General features: G+C 66.9%; 17 protein-coding genes and 1 tRNA gene. 9 read left to right on the forward strand and 9 right to left on the reverse strand.

Annotated features, from left to right (window positions below):
• Positions 1–71 precede the first annotated feature (71 nt).
• Entirely contained in the window at positions 72–1,112 is a 1,041-nt protein-coding gene (locus tag DEU36_RS13970) for a YdcF family protein (RefSeq protein WP_120264927.1), read from the reverse strand.
• Between the two features lie 22 nt (positions 1,113–1,134).
• The gene (locus DEU36_RS13975) at positions 1,135–1,578 is read right to left on the reverse strand and encodes a MarR family winged helix-turn-helix transcriptional regulator (protein ID WP_120264928.1); all 444 of its coding nucleotides are present in this window, start codon (positions 1,576–1,578) and stop codon (positions 1,135–1,137) included.
• 57 nt (positions 1,579–1,635) lie between these two features.
• Here DEU36_RS13975 and DEU36_RS13980 point away from each other — a divergent pair, with 57 nt between their 5' ends.
• Genes DEU36_RS13980 through DEU36_RS13990 form a run of 3 tightly spaced genes read left to right on the forward strand, consistent with a single transcriptional unit; the run spans position 1,636 to position 2,648 of the window.
• Positions 1,636–2,004: a VOC family protein gene (locus DEU36_RS13980; RefSeq protein WP_120264929.1), complete on the forward strand. Its 369-nt coding sequence runs from the start codon at positions 1,636–1,638 to the stop codon at positions 2,002–2,004.
• 20 nt (positions 2,005–2,024) lie between these two features.
• The gene (locus DEU36_RS13985) at positions 2,025–2,267 is read left to right on the forward strand and encodes a hypothetical protein (RefSeq protein WP_120264930.1); all 243 of its coding nucleotides are present in this window, start codon (positions 2,025–2,027) and stop codon (positions 2,265–2,267) included.
• 48 nt (positions 2,268–2,315) lie between these two features.
• Positions 2,316–2,648 (forward strand): hypothetical protein, encoded by a 333-nt coding sequence (locus tag DEU36_RS13990; protein ID WP_120264931.1) that lies wholly within the window; start codon positions 2,316–2,318, stop codon positions 2,646–2,648.
• A gap of 31 nt (positions 2,649–2,679) precedes the next feature.
• On the opposite strand, the gene DEU36_RS13995 is transcribed toward DEU36_RS13990, so the two are convergent.
• The 4 genes from DEU36_RS13995 to DEU36_RS16040 all read right to left on the reverse strand — a co-directional run bounded on the left by DEU36_RS13995 (position 2,680) and on the right by DEU36_RS16040 (position 5,683).
• Positions 2,680–2,895, reverse strand: a complete 216-nt coding sequence (locus DEU36_RS13995) for a glycine zipper family protein (protein WP_120264932.1) — start codon at positions 2,893–2,895, stop codon at positions 2,680–2,682.
• Positions 2,896–2,974: 79 nt separating this feature from the next.
• Complete coding sequence (locus DEU36_RS14000; RefSeq protein ID WP_120264933.1) at positions 2,975–3,316, reverse strand: Lsr2 family protein; 342 nt, start codon at positions 3,314–3,316, stop codon at positions 2,975–2,977.
• 78 nt (positions 3,317–3,394) lie between these two features.
• The gene (locus DEU36_RS14005) at positions 3,395–5,050 is read right to left on the reverse strand and encodes a catalase (RefSeq protein ID WP_120264934.1); all 1,656 of its coding nucleotides are present in this window, start codon (positions 5,048–5,050) and stop codon (positions 3,395–3,397) included.
• Positions 5,051–5,221: 171 nt separating this feature from the next.
• Complete coding sequence (locus DEU36_RS16040; RefSeq protein WP_147374420.1) at positions 5,222–5,683, reverse strand: MFS transporter; 462 nt, start codon at positions 5,681–5,683, stop codon at positions 5,222–5,224.
• Here DEU36_RS16040 and DEU36_RS16420 point away from each other — a divergent pair.
• Positions 5,673–6,338: an FCD domain-containing protein gene (locus DEU36_RS16420; RefSeq protein ID WP_120264935.1), complete on the forward strand. Its 666-nt coding sequence runs from the start codon at positions 5,673–5,675 to the stop codon at positions 6,336–6,338. The two genes, DEU36_RS16040 and DEU36_RS16420, sit on opposite strands and share 11 nt — an antisense overlap.
• Positions 6,339–6,664: 326 nt before the next feature.
• Here DEU36_RS16420 and DEU36_RS14015 read toward each other — a convergent pair whose 3' ends face one another.
• Positions 6,665–8,458, reverse strand: coding sequence for an ATP-dependent endonuclease (locus DEU36_RS14015; RefSeq protein WP_120264936.1), 1,794 nt, complete (start codon positions 8,456–8,458; stop codon positions 6,665–6,667).
• 965 nt (positions 8,459–9,423) lie between these two features.
• Between DEU36_RS14015 and DEU36_RS16350 the strand changes: the two genes are divergently transcribed.
• Positions 9,424–9,717 carry a tyrosine-type recombinase/integrase gene (locus DEU36_RS16350; RefSeq protein WP_396652167.1) on the forward strand — a complete coding sequence of 98 codons (294 nt, stop codon included), beginning with the start codon at positions 9,424–9,426 and terminating at the stop codon, positions 9,715–9,717.
• Between the two features lie 162 nt (positions 9,718–9,879).
• Here the strand turns inward: DEU36_RS16350 and DEU36_RS14025 are convergent.
• Positions 9,880–9,952: transfer RNA gene (locus DEU36_RS14025), tRNA-Lys, on the reverse strand.
• 171 nt (positions 9,953–10,123) lie between these two features.
• A complete protein-coding gene (locus DEU36_RS14030) occupies positions 10,124–10,795 on the reverse strand; it encodes a fasciclin domain-containing protein (RefSeq protein WP_120264938.1) in 672 nt (223 codons plus the stop codon).
• Positions 10,796–11,031: 236 nt separating this feature from the next.
• Between DEU36_RS14030 and sigK the strand changes: the two genes are divergently transcribed.
• The 4 genes from sigK (at position 11,032) to DEU36_RS14050 (ending at position 14,570) form a co-directional block, all read left to right on the forward strand.
• Complete coding sequence (sigK, locus tag DEU36_RS14035) at positions 11,032–11,631, forward strand: ECF RNA polymerase sigma factor SigK (RefSeq protein WP_181574216.1); 600 nt, start codon at positions 11,032–11,034, stop codon at positions 11,629–11,631.
• Entirely contained in the window at positions 11,628–12,461 is an 834-nt protein-coding gene (locus tag DEU36_RS14040) for an anti-sigma factor domain-containing protein (RefSeq protein WP_120264939.1), read from the forward strand. The genes sigK and DEU36_RS14040 overlap by 4 nt, the downstream gene beginning before the upstream one ends.
• 120 nt (positions 12,462–12,581) lie before the next feature.
• A complete protein-coding gene (locus DEU36_RS14045; protein ID WP_120265181.1) occupies positions 12,582–13,220 on the forward strand; it encodes a DNA-directed RNA polymerase subunit beta in 639 nt (212 codons plus the stop codon).
• Between the two features lie 465 nt (positions 13,221–13,685).
• The gene (locus DEU36_RS14050; protein ID WP_120264940.1) at positions 13,686–14,570 is read left to right on the forward strand and encodes an aminodeoxychorismate lyase; all 885 of its coding nucleotides are present in this window, start codon (positions 13,686–13,688) and stop codon (positions 14,568–14,570) included.
• Positions 14,571–14,690 lie beyond the last annotated feature (120 nt).

The raw sequence follows: 14,690 nt of genomic DNA on the forward strand, positions 1-14,690 counted from the left end.
CAGCCTCGTGGGGAATGAGCCTGGTGTCGTGAGCCTGCCGACGGATCTCGCGTAGCCCGGCAGGATGAATCTCAATCCGCGAGGAGCTGTATGAGCGAGATCGCGACGAATGCGATCACAGGCACCATCAGCACGCCGACCGCGATGATGTTGAGCAGGCGGTGGTCGCGGAGAAGAGCGAGGTACTCGCGCAGCAGCGCGCTCGGCCGGTAGTAGCGGGCGGTGCGGGCGCCGATGGCGTTGCCCGGCATACCGAGCGTCCGCAGCAGTGTGGCGGCGCGGAAAGCGTGGTAGTCGCTCGTCACGGCGAGGACCGGGCCCGTGATGCCTCGCTCGGCGAGGATCTCGCGGGTCAGCGTGAGGTTCTCCTCGGTGGTGCGGGAAGAGTCCTCGATCACCAGGCGCTCGGGCGGGGCGCCGAGCCCGGCGGCGTGCTCCGCCATGCCCGCCGCTTCGCTCCGAGGCTCGTCGGGGCCTTGGCCGCCCGAGAGGACGAGCACCGCGTCGGGAGAGCGCTGCAACGTTTCGACGCCGAGTGCGACGCGCTGCGCGAGCAATGGCGGCACGCTGCCGTCGCGGCGCAGACCCGACCCGAGTGTGACGATCGCCGCCGGGGCCGGGCCGCGTCGCGCGATGCGGGCGTAGACCGCCGACCAGCAGAGGTACGACACGAAGCCCATCCCGACATAGCCGATCGGTCCGGCGAGGAGCAGCACGATGACGGCGAACTCGAACCAACGCGCAAGCACGGCGACGACCCCCAGTGCGAGGATGGCCAGGACGCCGACCCCGGCGAGCAGCGAGAGGCGATTCGCCAGCGATCGTCCTTCGCGCCGCAGCATCACGATGCCGTTGCCGACCAAGGCGACGCCGAGTCCGACGCCCGCGAGCAGAGGGACGATGAAGATCAGGAGGACGGCGGCCACGTCTCCGCCGGGGCCGGTCAGCGACACCAGGATGACACCGCCGATGCCGAGGACGAAGACCACGACCGCGGAGACGAGGGATGTTGCGGCGAGCGTGAGGAGGACGCCCGGCAGCAGGCGGCGAGAGTCGCGGGCGGCGAGCGCGATGCCGAGGGCCGCGAAGAGGAGCGTGAAGAAACCGGGCACGCCCCCAGCCTAGGGACCGGGGTTAAGACCGCAGCGATCCGGCCATCGCGCGGAGAGCCCGGAACGTCGTCATCCGGTCGGCGTCATCGAGGCCGGACAGCATCCGCACTTCCACTCCGCGCACCGCGGCGGTGGCGGCGGCCAGGCGTTCGCGCCCGCGTTCGGTGAGCTCGGTCGGCAGCGCCTTGCCGGCCGCCGGGGTGGCCGCCCGGACCACCTCGCCGTCGCGTTCGAGGGTCTGCAGCAGCACGTTCATGCTCTGGCGCGTGACGAACGTGCCGCGGGCGAGCTCGGAGTTGGACAGTCCCGGGCGCTGGGCGAGCAGTTCCAAGCACGAGTAGTGCGTGATGTTCATGCCGAGCGGGCGCAGCACGTCTTCCATCGCCGATCGCAGGGCGCTCGAGACCTCCTTGACGAGGTAGCCCATCGAGGTCTCCAAATCGATGCCGGCACCATCTTGACTCATGTCAGTATTCTGACATACGGTGGGGTGTCAGAAAACTGACACGAAAGGACTCTCCTCATGCCTGCCACCGGACCCGACTTCATCTCTCTCCAAGTCCGCGACCTCGCGGCCGCCCAGGCCTTCTACGAGCGATTCCTCGGCCTCGAGCGATCGCCGCAGGGACCGCCTCACGCCGTGGTGTTCTCGACGTCACCGATCGCATTCGCCCTGCGGAATCCGATGCCCGGCGTTGATCTCGACGCGCTCGAGCAGCCGGGCCAGGGTGTCGCGCTGTGGCTCCACGCGACCGGTGTGCAGGCTATCCACGATGAACTGGTCGCCGCCGGCCACCGAATCGTGTCTGAGCCTGTCGACGGGCCGTTCGGGCTGACGTTCACCTTCGCCGACCCCGACGGATACCACGTGACGCTTCACGACCGGGCCTGATCGACTGTTAGGTTCGCTGGGTGCAAAGTCTGTGGCAACGAATCGGAACGGCCTCCGCCGCGACCCCGTTCGGTGTCATCGTCATGCAGACGATCGTCTGGGTGGGGATGTCGGCGATCTGGATTCCGTGGGCGATCAACGGCGGCGACGTCATCCGCATCGTGCTCGCCGTCATCTCACCGCTCCTGGCCCTCTACTGGGTGGTGGCGCTGGTCTACGGCATCCGTCGGCGGCGCGCTCTCCGGGCCTCTCGCGACGACTGATCTCTTCATCGCTGGCCGTCGACGCATCCGTGTGATTGCATCGAACTGATGGATCTCTCGTGGATGTGGTTGTTACTCGTCGCGGCCGGAGCAGCGATGCAGGTCGTCTCGGTCGTCTGGCTCGTGCGCTTGCGCCCGGATGAGCCGTATCCGATGTGGACGTATGTGCCGAAGGAACCCGGTCGGGTGCGTACGGTGCGCATCGGTGGGGCCAGTCTCATCCTCTTCGGCGCGATCATGTTCTCGTCGTCCCTGGGCCCGCTGTGGTTCCTGACCCCCGTCGCCGTCGCGCTCGCATTCGTACCCATGTTCATCGCGATCTACGCCGTGAACGGGAGCTTCGAGCGGCGCGCGGCGAGCGCTGCGGGGCCGACGGAGTGACGCCCCGGGGCGAGCGTGCCAGGCGGCGCGCTCAGTCGGCGCCTGCAGACTGATCGCGTCTACGGGCGTCGGCCGCGACGCCCAGCACGATCCCGAGGGAAAGGCCGATCGCGCCGCCGAGCGCGATGTTGTCGAATACCAGCATTCCGATGGCGCTGCCGAGCGGGAGGCCGAGAGTGATCCCGATCGCAACCCCGTTCGCGCCGCTGCTCGCGGGATCGCTCGTGCCGGGTGTTTCTCCGTTCATGGCGCACTCCGTCGATCTCGAGGAACGAGAAATGGCTCAGGCCTGGAGGCGCCTGAGCCATTTCTGCGATGGGGTGGTGTCAGTTCGCGGCGCGGTAAGCGTCGATCACGGCTGCCGGAACACGGCCGCGCTCGTTGACCGTGTGCCCGTTCGCGCGCGCCCATTCGCGCACCGCACCCAGGTCGAGGTCGCTCTTGTTCGCACGTGACGAGCGCGAGCGCGAGGTGTTGTTGACACGGATCGAGCGAGCGACGTCCACGAAGGGTGCGAGCGCCTTGTAGAACTTCTCGGCGTTGTCGTCGGAGAGGTCGATCTCGTACGCGCGTCCCTCGATCGAGAACGTGATCTGCTTTCCCTCACCGCTCTCCAGAACAGTGCCGTCGAGGTCGTCGATGAGTTGAGTGATTTGTTTGCGGGCCATGGCAGACATGTTAGCGGTTTGTCGGCGTTTCGCATCACCACTCGACGACACTATTTCGTGTCATGTAACCCGAACGCCTCACACCCTCTGTGCGCGAGCATTGGGAACGCAATGAGTCATCTGGAGATCTGCTACATCACGAGGGCCGTTGTTTCCCAGATTTCGCAGGCGTTCGAGCTCGTCGACGCTGAGCGTCTGGGACTGGAGAGGGGGGAGGTTGGCGATGTCGTTCAGCGTGATTCCCAGGCCTTCGCCGACACGACGGCCCAAGTCGTCCTCCACCATGTAGAAGTGCCAGAGCATCCGCTCCTGCACGGGACGGGCGGCTTGTCCGATCAGCTCGACGAAGTTCGCCACAAGGTCATCGCGCTCCCAGTCCTCCATCAGCAGATAGCGCTGACCGGCCTGGGTGTAGTCGTTGGTCCGAGGGATCCGTTTGCGGGTGAGTCGCCCGACGATCTCCGGCCCCTGCTCGTCGTGAGTGGGGTATTGCGCCTCGCGGAGGCCACCGGTGATGGACGGCTCGTAGTTGACGTGGGGATTCTCGCCGCCGTTGTCGACGTGGTACGCCATCTGGCCGTCGCGGAGGTTCGTGGCCACCGACGCGTTCTTCGGTGAATTGACCGGCAGCTGCAGGTAATTCGGGCCGACGCGGTAGCGCTGGGTGTCGGAGTACGAGAACGTGCGTCCTACGAGCATCTTGTCATCGGAGAAGTCGAGCCCGTCGACGAGGACGCCGGTGCCGAAAGAGATCTGCTCGTTCTCGGCGAAGAAGTTCGAGACGTTCCGATTGAGCACCATCGTGCCGACGGCGCGCGGCGGGAACTCGTTCTCCGGCCACACCTTCGTGTCGTCGAGCGGGTCGAAGTCGAGCTCGGGGTGGTCGTGGTCGTCCATCATCTGCACCCGCAACTCCCATTCGGGGTATTCGCCGCGTTCGATGGCCTCGTACATGTCGCGCGACGCGTGACCGAGATCGCCGGCCTGGACGGCGGCGGCGTCGGCTTCGGTCATCGAGCTGACGCCGACCGAGGGGATCCAGTGGTATTTCACGAGCTTCGTCTCGCCCTGTTCGTTGACCCACTTATAGGTGTTCACCCCGAAGCCCTGTTGGGTGCGATAGTTCGCCGGGATGCCGCGGGGGCTGAACAGATTGACGAGCATGTGCATCGACTCGGGTGTCTGAGACATGAAGTCGAAGATGCGCGCCGGTTCCTGCCGGAAGGTGACCGGGTCGGGTTTGAGCGAGTGGATGACGTCGGGGAACTTGATCGCGTCGCGGATGAAGAAGACGCCGAGGTTGTTTCCGACGAGGTCCCAGTTGCCGTCCTCGGTGTAGAACTTCACCGCGAACCCGCGCGGGTCGCGCGCCGCCTCGGACGAATCGCGTCCGCCGATCACCGTGGAGAAGCGGACCGCGACGTCGGTGCGCTTGCCCGGCTGCTGGAAGAGCTTCGCGCGCGTGAACTGCGCGATGGGCTCGTCGCCCCACAGGCCGGTGGCCTCGAAGTGGCCGAAGGCGACGAAGCCTCGCGCGTGCACGACGCGCTCCGGGATGCGTTCTCGATCGAAGTGGCTGATCTTCTCGAGGAAGTGGTAGTTCTCGAGCGTCGCCGGACCGCGGGGTCCGACCGTCCGCTGGTTCTGGTTGTCGTAGACCGGGTGTCCCTGCCGGTCGGTCAGCTCGGTGCGGTCGTCGCCCGCAGCGGGGCCCTGGCTCGATACATCGGTCATCGCGTCCTCCGTGTGGTTCGCCTGTCGTGGGGATGCGGGCGACGCTACGGGTGAGCGGGTGGCGCTCGGAAGGGGGTTGCGGGGGCGGCCCCGCCGCCGAGCATCCAAGAATGCCCCCTCCGCGGTCCGGGTCCCTGAGAAGTGCCCGAGCCGAGGACAGGGCGGTGGTCGTCAGCGCTCAGGCGTCAGCGGATGAGAGTTCCGGGTGCAGCACCACCTTCGTCCAGCGTTCCGACTACTGACGTCGTTTGACTCGCGAAGCAGGCCGAGTCCGATCGGTGTGAAGCGGGCGACGCCGTACCCGATTCCTCGGACGAAGCCGGACACGGCGGGGCGGTCTGCGCCGTTCTGGTTCGACGGTTGATCAGGGTCCATGTAAATCGGCGAGGTTCTAACGCCTGCGCCGAGCGTCCAGCCCCTGAGCAGGGTGCCGTTCAGCGGAGCGAGGCGCAGATCCAGGTATCCGATCGGTAGGAGGAACGCGCAGATGACGACAACGGCGAAGGGGGCGGCCATGTGGGTCGCGATCCGTGGGACGACGAACGCTGCGACCACTACCCACGCGGAGTAGAGGGCGACCATCGTGCCAACCAATGTCGGATCGGCACCGGCGACGGTCAGGATGGCAGGCATCCCCACCGAACGCCTCCTGGTGGCAGACTTCGGGGTCGGGCGGAACACGGTCCGCGAGGCCGCTCAGTCCCTTGTGGACGCGGGGCTTTTTCAAGGGCGGGGGACGTTCGTCATCTCGGACTCCGAGCTCGACAACACCCTCCAGCGACAGCTCGCCGGCCGAACTCGCCGCCAATACCTCGAACTTCGCCTCGCCCTCGACGGGGCTGCGGCCACGCTGGCGGCCGATAATCGAACGGACCGCGACGTCGAGACCCTGGTCGATCTGGGGGCTCGCCGCGAAGCGAGCTGGGAAACCGGCGACCTCGATGCCCGCGCGAGCGCGGACCTCGATCTGCACAAAGCTGTTGTCGCTGTGACACGCAACCCGCTCTACTCGAGCATGCTGCGGGTCTTCGCACGATCGCCAACCAAGACGCTGACGGTGCCTCAGCGACCGTCGCGGCGATCTTGGCCCTACGCATGGCACGAACCGCCCCAGAACGTAGCGGCTGAGCCTCCGACGAGTCATACGGGCACTGCGCGATCGAGGTTCCGGTTCAGGCGGATTTGTGCGCGGGGACGTGCCGGGCGGCGTCCTGGAGGCTTCCCAAGCGGCGGTGAGGCGACAGTTCGGCGGACTAGTTGTGGTCGGGCACCAAGTGAGCAAGTTTGACGCAAACGACAACTAGAACGAGCGTCCCCACCACGATGACGATCAGCGCTACCTCAGTAGGCAGCGCACCCGTGGCTCCGAGGCTGGCAATCACGCCGGCTGTCACCACGAGCAGCTCCCCGTTAGGCCGTACCGCCTCATCTTCTCTCCATCGTGCCCGTGGGCCGCAGCTACACGGTGTTCGTCGCGTGCCGGCGACGTCAGCCGGAGCTAGTTGTGATCACCTCGCGGCCTAGACGCCGACGACTGTCATCCAAGTTCGCGCTGACCACGGCTTGACTGGGTTCGACATCGCGGACCGCCGGACTGCGCCAGCGTCGAGTGTGCTACCCCGCCTGCAGAACCGCAGTGCTTGCATCGACGAGTCGTTGAAGGTGCTTCTGAGTACGTTCATTGCCTTGCGCGCCTATGGACAGCGCCTCCTGTAGCCAGCCTGGACCCTTCCTCGCGGCGACCTCAGGAGCGAGCCGCTCCAGCTCTCCTTCCCGAACGAGAACCACACCGAGAGACTCGAGCCGGGTGAGCAGCTCAAGAAGTGCGGCACGCGCCTCACCCCGGAACGCGTCGATTCCGTGTGCCTTTACCTCTGCCCATGGAGACTCTCGGCTGCGAGCCTGCGCGAAGAGTTCCTCCCGAGTTGCCGCGGTGAAAGGCTCGTCACGTCGGTCGTTGAATAGCGCATCTATTGCGTCGAGGACGTGGCCGACGTTGACGGACTCTCGCGGCGCTCGCTGAGCGGCCGTTGCACGATTCCATGTGGTTTTGAAGTCGTCGTCCCACTCACCGCCCATCGCGACGACCAATCTGCTCAGAGCCGCTTCGTTGTTGAGCATGTCCAAGTCAGGTGCAGCGATGACAGGAACAGCTACTGCGCGGAGAGTGCTCGCTACCTTCCACATCGCGTCCTTGCCGCCGGTCGGAACAAACAGTGCTTCGTTTCGAGGCAGCCCTTCTGTGCTGTCTTGGAGGAAGTCGAGGCCAGCGTTGAGGTAGGCGCAATCTCCCTCTGCCTCCGCGAGCATGACCACGCGATGGAACAGCCCATCAAGCACGTTGGTGTACTTCAACACAGGATCGTGCCAGAGCTCCTGGAGTCGACTCGAGTCCAACTGATGGACGCGAGTCGGACCCTCGCCGCGACTGGCCCGCACGACCGACACCTGCACGCCAGAATCAAGCAAGCCAGTCAGGAGGCTGCGGTCGTGGGTCGCGACGAGAATCTGGACCCCGCGCTCTACTGCGAGCGCACCGAGTTCCGCCCCAAGCGCATGAGCCTGCGGCGGGTGGAGGAAGGCCTCCGGCTCATCGAGGAGGATGACCGGGTACGTCGCCGCAATGACCGGCAGGACCTGCCCAAAGAAACCACGCATGCCGTCGCCCTGTTCATCCAACGGGCTCAACGCGGCCATCGCCGCGCGGTATGCAGGCGGAATGTCATCGATGGGTGGGGAAGGAGCGTCCACCTCACCCACGCGCAAGCGCACTGTTCTTCCGAGTGTGTCAAGGGTGAGGGGCTTGCCGAACACCTGTTGCGACGTCGCCGTGAGGCGATCGCGCAACTCCCGTGAGTCCTGCAGCGTGTGAATCGGGTGCACGGCAGGGTCATCGCCGGCTTCACGCATTTCCGCTGAGCCACCGATCGAGAACCTTCCGGCGGCGTTGCCGTAGAACATGAAGAACTGTGCGAGATCCGCGATGCCGTTGTGCGGTTGGCTCCACAAGTACGCAAGGTTCGTCGGGTCGTGGAGGCCGCCGCTACGAGCGAAGCCCATGCTCGTCCCGTTGATTGCAAAGGGAGCGCTTAGACCGATCCACGCGAACATGTCCGCGTCGCTTCCCCGTGCGTCTAGAGAAACGGAATCTACTGAAATCATCGGCGGGCGTGGCTGCGACGGGTGATGGTGGATCCACTGGTGAAGTTCGCGCAGGATCGTTGACTTGCCCGCGTTATTCGAGCCCACAATGACCGTAACCCCAGAGGCCTGTGGGCGAATGACGTCGCCACTCTTCAGCGTGATCTCCTTAACGCCGAAATGAAACTGGCTGGCGGTCCCCGTCGCCCAGTCGGGGAACCTCGTCGCGTACAGAGCCGCAACGTTCTCCATGTCCACGCGCTGCATAGCAGAATCATTGCACGCCGCGGGTCGGTCCCGACTCTGGTTGACATCCGAACTGTGAGGATTCGTGCTCGCTGGAAGGATATTCCTGTGGCAAGGCCCTATCCCTGCACGGGCGGCCGGCGGCCGGCGGCAGGCGGCCCGCCGCGTGTCGTTGGGATCCTCTCACAGGCGACGCTCGATTGCGGGACTTCCACGGACTTCGAGATCCGCAGCGGCGCGCGTTCGTTCGTCGCATAGGTTGCGGCTAGGAGGAACTATGAAGCCGCGGCGCTGAAGCGTGAGCGCCGCGAGCGGCCACCTAAGTGGGTGTTCGATGTCGATCCCCAACCCAGAAGCGCGGCTCATGACGTCGGCGATGCCCCCGATCGATTTCGCGTCTACCTGTGATCAATGCGGTCATGCTCGCGAACGCGACGAGGCATGTTCGGAGCGCTAGGAACGCGATCTCAGCTACGAAGAGGGTGGCTCTGGAGCCAGGCAGCTCGGAGGTGTTTGGACGCTTCGTGTCCGCGTATCGGCGACTGACGGCGCAAGCCACGCGCTGAACTGGAAGCCCGAACGTGTCAGCCGTAGACCCGCGCGGTCGAGGCAGCGGAGCCCGCACATCGTGAACGTGAGTTTGGCCACGGTTCAGTGTTTGCTCATCGCCTTCGATCTCCGTCAGGCTCCGCCCCAACGCTTCGATCGCCATGCACGTGTTGACGAGGAGATCCTCAATGGCTGGCCGGCGTCGGAGCGGGCCGACTGCTAGCGCGACGGCACCAGGCTTGCATTTAGAGGCGACTGTCCAAGCCCGAGTTCTGCGGTGCCAACCTAGTCAAGCGGGATGATCGGCTTGAGGACGGCGTGGCGTCTGAGACGCGAGAGGGACTGGTCCGGACTTGCCTCGAAACCATCGTTGCGCGGCTCCAAACTGTTCGCCACCGGGACCGTGAACGAAGGGAACTTCAAGGACGATGCACTCGATGCCGCCGATCGTCAGCTTCCCACCTCATGACCTGCGCCAGGCAGCAGCGTCGATCGCGATCAGCGCCAGCGCTAACGTGGAGGCGGTCCAGCGAATGCTCGACCACGCTTCAGCGGCGGTGACGCTCGACACGTACGCCGATTTGTTCGGTGGTGACATCGACAACGTCGCCGACGCGTTGGCGCGAGCCGCCGACGCGTCTGTCGTCGCAAACGTTCTCACCGCTTCGGAGAGCGGCGTACGGACGCGGAGTCGACGCGCTTCGTCGGCCAGCGACTCGACGATCACCTAGCTCCGACGCACCTTTGCGGTCCGTTGCCACGGTCGCGGCGCGGTTCGTTGAGCCCGCGAGCGCCGAGAATCAGCCATCAGAAGTGTTGTGATCCTGTTGCCACGAACTGATTCGCGGTCGCTCCAGCGCCGGAAAACCAGGGCTTCCGACGCTGCTTCAGGGTGGGCCCCGTGGGGCTCGAACCCACGACCCGCGGATTAAAAGTCCGATGCTCTACCGACTGAGCTAGAGGCCCTGAGCTTCCCAGCTTAGTAGCCGCGGGGGAGGGCTCGAACCGCCGACATCCGACCCGCCGACATCCGTCCGGGCACGACAAAGCCGCCGGTGTGCTCGCACCGGCGGCTTCGCCTCGGCCACGGAGATACCGAGGCCGTGCCGCGGGAACCCCTCACCGCGGCTGTTCGGGTCACATCGGGGGCATCAGCACCGTGTCGATGAGGTAGACCGTTGCGTTGGCCGTCGTGACGCCACCGCAGATGACCGCGGCGCTGTCGTTGACCATGATGTTGTCGCCCGAGCCGGTGACGGTCAGGTCGGCACCGTTGACGGTGGTGTGGGTGCCGTCGATCTCGTCGGGCGCGATCTGGCCGGGCACGACGTGGTAGGTGAGGATCGACGTCAGCGTCGCCGAGTCGGTCTTCAGCGACTCGATGGTGGCGGGGTCGATCTTGGCGAACGCGTCGTCGACGGGAGCGAAGACGGTGAACTCGTCACCGTTCAGCGTGTCGACGAGGTTGACGTCAGGGTTGAGCTGTCCGCTGACGGCGGCGACGAGGGTGGTGAGCAGCGGGTTGTTCGACGCCGCGGTGGCCACCGGGTCCTGCGCCATGCCGGCAACCGAACCCGAGCCGTCCGGAACGGCGGCGGCGTAGTCGGCGCAGCCGGGGCCGACGAGGTTGGCGGCCGGGTCCATCGAGGCGTCGGGCGAAGCCGACTCCATCGGGGCGGCCGACGACGAGGGGGCCTCGGTCTCCTCGGTCATGTTGTCGCCCGAGCCCGACGAGCAGGCCGAAAGGGCGAGGGCTCCGGCGAAGCCGAGGGCCAGGGCAGCAGTGAACTTCTTCTTGGTGCTGAGCATGATTGCCTCCGTGTGTTCTCCGCCGTAGGTCCGTCCCCGGCGTCGAGGGTTCTTCGGAGACCCTCGGGGATCGGATCGGAAAAAGTTCGAGAAACTTTGAAACCGAGTTTTCAGGCATCCGAAGCACCCCTCTTATAGGAAGCGAGCTGAGACGGATGCTCTCGGCCGCGCGGCGCGCCAGGTAGAGAACGCATAACAGGTCGGCGCTGCATCCGGGAACGGGCCGGGGATGCGGCATGCTGGTAGCGATGGTCATAGATGGAATGGACGTGCCCGACGACGGGCCGTCGACGGATCACGTCGCGGAGCTGATCCAGCGCTGCGCCGACGGTGACCACAGTGCTTTCGCCAGCCTGTACGACACGCTGTCGGGGCGGGTCTTCGGGCTCATCCTCCGCGTGCTCGTCGACCGCGCGCAGAGCGAGGAAGTGCTCCAGGAGGTCTTCCTCGAGGTGTGGCAATCCGCTTCGACGTTCGCTCCGAAGAAGGGGCAAGGAAGATCGTGGGTTCTCACGATCGCCCACCGCCGAGCGGTAGACCGGGTTCGGTCGTCGCAGGCGAGCAGCGATCGCGATGTGCGTGCGGGCTACCGAGAGATGGCGACACAGCCCGAAGGTGTCGCCGAACAGGTGGAGCTGCGCATCGAAGGACGGCGCGTCGCTCGGGCTCTCAGCTCTCTACCCGAGGCGCAACGAGAGGCCATCACCCTCGCCTACTACGGGGGTTACAGTCAGAGCGAAATCGCAGCGCTGGTGGGAGCGCCGCTCGGAACGATCAAGACACGGATGCGTGACGGATTGACCAAGCTCCGTAGTGCAATGGGGGTGACATCGTGAACGAACAGACATTCGCCGAGCTTTCGGCAGGGTACGCGCTCGGAGCGCTGTCGCCTGACGACGAGCTCGCCTACCGCGAAGCCCTCGAGGCGCACCCCGAGTGGATGCCGCTCGTCGAAGCGGATGCCGCGGCTGCGGCGCTGCTTTCCGAAGGCGTCGCCGATGTGGCTCCTCCGCCCGCCCTGCGGGCCAGCCTGCTCGCCCAGATCGGCGCGCCGGTCGCGGAGCCAGTCGCGGAGCAGCCGTCGTCTCGCGAGGACGACGTCGCGGACCCCGCCGACGAGCTGCACGACGACGACCCGCGTGCCGCGGCATCCGGCTACTCCGTCGGCTCTCCGGCGACAGAAGAACTTCAGACCGTGCAGCGTCGCAACTGGACGCGCAGCCTTTTCGCGCTGACGGCGTCGATCGCGCTCCTCGTGGGCATCGGTTGGGGCGTCGGCGCGCTGACCCAGGACATGCGGGCGCCGTCCGCCGAAAGCGTGCTCGCACAGATCGAGCGCTCCGACGACGCGCAGTCGAGCACCGCGCAGCTCGGCGACGGCGGTGAGGCCACGGTCCACTGGTCGCCGAGTGTCGACGGTGTCGTGCTCGTCGCCGATGGCCTGCCCGAGATCGACGACGACCAGTCATACGAGGCGTGGTTCGTCCGCGGCAGCGCGCCGATCCCGGCCGGGGCGTTCGAATCGAGCGATGGCTCGGCCGCAATGCTGCTCGAGGGCGACATGCAGCCCGAAGACGTCATCGCGCTCACCATCGAGCAGAGCGGCGGGTCGCCGAGCGGCCTGCCTACCACCGACCCGATCGTCGCGATCCCGACGAGCGCCTGACTGCCCGACCCCGTTATCCGGCAGCGAAACGGCCGGCCCTCTTCGGGCCGGCCGTTTCGTCGTCCTCCGGCTTGTGTGGAACAGCGCCGGAGGGATGCCGCTCTCGCTTAGCCTGGAATGATGACGGACGGATCCCGGGACTACCACAAGCCCGTTCGGCGACCCGCCGACGAGTTCGACCGGCACTTCGCCGGTGAAGATCCGGCGGAGGTCTCGCGCGTCGCCCACGCGACCGCGGGAGCCCTGCTGTCGCGCGTGCGCGAAGACCCGAGTGACGCCGTCGTCGACCGCCTCGTGGGCTTCACGGCCGAACACGGCATCGATACCGTCGCCGAGCTGTGGTCGCGCTCGCCCGCGAAGTCGCTGCCGGGAGCGCTCTGGCGGCTCTACCTGCTGCAACTGATGATCCACCGCGACCCGCGCACCGCTGCGCTTCTCTACGAACGCGGACGGGTTGTGCTTCGTTCGGCCGACGAGGTGATCGCGGGAGCCCCGACGCCCGCCGGCCCGGAGGAGCTGGTGGCGCTCATCGACACGATCATGCGGGGCGTGTTCCGCGGCGACTTCGCGGTGGCGCTCGAACGCGCCGCATCGTTCTGCCGGGTGCAGGCGGCGGGGGCGACCTCGGTGGCCGACGACCATGATGTCAGTGAGCCCGATCGGTCCTCGGTGCTCACCGCGCGAGCGCTGCGCCTGAGTACGTACGCCGACGACCTCGGTTCGTGCGCCGGGCTGTGGCGGCGTGAAGCGCTGAGCTGAGGCCGCGCGGACGAAGTCTCGTGCCGTGGGGGGCGAAGCCCTGAGCCGCGGCGGGCGCGGAGCGGGGGCGAACCGGCTTCGAGGCGGTCTCTCACGTCGCGCGCGTTCGGTGTGCGCCGCGATTCCCGGTCCTCGGCGGCTGCTACTCGAGCGCGAGAAGACCCCGGAAAAGCGAAGTGCCGGGCCGCAGAACGCCTCTCGGCGCGTGGCCGCTCGCAGCGGCTGAAGATGGAGCCCGGGGTTACTGCGGCCCGGCACTTACAGTCTAACGGAGCCTCGGCCGGGGGCATTCCCGGGGTGAACATGTTCGGCGCCCGACCGGTAAGGGGCGGGGGTCGTCGCGGCGGGTCGGGCGGGCCGCGATGCAAGGGATGGTGGGCGACGCGCCGGGGAAGCGGCATCCATATCGGGGTGTCGGGCCGGATGTCGTGCATCCCGGCACCGGGCGCGTCGTAGGCTCGGCGCATGGCACTGCGTTTCGCGCTGATGATCGACCCGCTCGCGGCGGATGAGACCCGGTCGGACTTCGCGTCGACCTTCACCTCGGTCGACCCCGCGGCCCCGGCGTTGACGGTGGGGGAGCTCAGCACCCAGCGCGGCGATGGGATTTTCGAGTCGATCGGGGTCGTGGGCGGGCACCCCCAGGAAGTCGAGGCGCATCTGGAGCGACTCGCGCACTCCGCCGAGCTCTGCGACCTGCCGGCGCCGAACCTCGCCCAGTGGCGGGAGGCCGTGGCGATCGCGGCATCCGAATGCGGCCCGGGCGAAGGCGTCGTCAAGCTGATCCTGAGCCGCGGAATCGAGCACGGACCGACCCCGACGGCGTGGGCGACCGCAGCGGCGGCCGCGGACTTCACGGCGGCGCGCACCGACGGCATCCGCGTCGTGACCCTCGACCGCGGCTACGCCATCGACGCCCCGGCACGCGCTCCGTGGCTGTTGCTGGGAGCGAAGACCCTGTCTTACGCGGTGAACATGGCCGCCCTGCGCGAGGCGCACCGGCGCGGCGCCGACGACGCGATCTTCCTCAGCTCCGACGGGTACGTGCTCGAAGCCCCGACGGCATCGCTCATCCTGCGACGTGGCGACACATTCATCACGCCGGCACCCAACGGCGGCATCCTGCACGGCACCACGCAGCTGAGCCTGTTCGACCACCTTGCCGAGCGTGGTTTCGAGACGGCGTACGAGACGATCCCGGTCGATGAGCTGCGGCGAGCGGATGCCGCGTGGTTGGTGTCGAGCGTGCGGCTCGCGGCCCCCATCATCGAACTCGACGGCGCGGCGCTGGCGGTGGACGCCGAGGTCACGGCATCCCTCAACTCCTACCTGCTCTCACCCCGCGACTGAGGCGCCGCGGGTGGCGGTGCCTTAGCGGTGGCCCGCGAGGCAAGGGATCGTGCGCGGCGCGCCGGAGAATGGCAGGCGTCGTCGGGGTGTCGGCGACGAACCATTGCATCCGGGTGCGGC

This window comes from Microbacterium sp. AG238 (genome assembly GCF_003610405.1).
Taxonomy (GTDB): Bacteria; Actinomycetota; Actinomycetes; order Actinomycetales; family Microbacteriaceae; genus Microbacterium.

Coding starts and splice junctions, on each gene's coding strand:
- DEU36_RS13990 (WP_120264931.1), top strand. CDS start 2,316: ATGGATCTCTCGTGGATGTGGTTGTTACTCGTCGCGGCCGGAGCAGCG.
- sigK (WP_181574216.1), top strand. CDS start 11,032: ATGCTGGTAGCGATGGTCATAGATGGAATGGACGTGCCCGACGACGGG.
- DEU36_RS13980 (WP_120264929.1), top strand. CDS start 1,636: ATGCCTGCCACCGGACCCGACTTCATCTCTCTCCAAGTCCGCGACCTC.
- DEU36_RS14045 (WP_120265181.1), top strand. CDS start 12,582: ATGACGGACGGATCCCGGGACTACCACAAGCCCGTTCGGCGACCCGCC.
- DEU36_RS13995 (WP_120264932.1), bottom strand. CDS start 2,895: ATGAACGGAGAAACACCCGGCACGAGCGATCCCGCGAGCAGCGGCGCG.
- DEU36_RS14015 (WP_120264936.1), bottom strand. CDS start 8,458: ATGCAGCGCGTGGACATGGAGAACGTTGCGGCTCTGTACGCGACGAGG.
- DEU36_RS14030 (WP_120264938.1), bottom strand. CDS start 10,795: ATGCTCAGCACCAAGAAGAAGTTCACTGCTGCCCTGGCCCTCGGCTTC.
- DEU36_RS13975 (WP_120264928.1), bottom strand. CDS start 1,578: ATGAGTCAAGATGGTGCCGGCATCGATTTGGAGACCTCGATGGGCTAC.
- DEU36_RS16420 (WP_120264935.1), top strand. CDS start 5,673: ATGGCAGGCATCCCCACCGAACGCCTCCTGGTGGCAGACTTCGGGGTC.
- DEU36_RS14005 (WP_120264934.1), bottom strand. CDS start 5,050: ATGACCGATGTATCGAGCCAGGGCCCCGCTGCGGGCGACGACCGCACC.
- DEU36_RS16350 (WP_396652167.1), top strand. CDS start 9,424: ATGCCGCCGATCGTCAGCTTCCCACCTCATGACCTGCGCCAGGCAGCA.
- DEU36_RS14000 (WP_120264933.1), bottom strand. CDS start 3,316: ATGGCCCGCAAACAAATCACTCAACTCATCGACGACCTCGACGGCACT.
- DEU36_RS16040 (WP_147374420.1), bottom strand. CDS start 5,683: ATGCCTGCCATCCTGACCGTCGCCGGTGCCGATCCGACATTGGTTGGC.
- DEU36_RS14050 (WP_120264940.1), top strand. CDS start 13,686: ATGGCACTGCGTTTCGCGCTGATGATCGACCCGCTCGCGGCGGATGAG.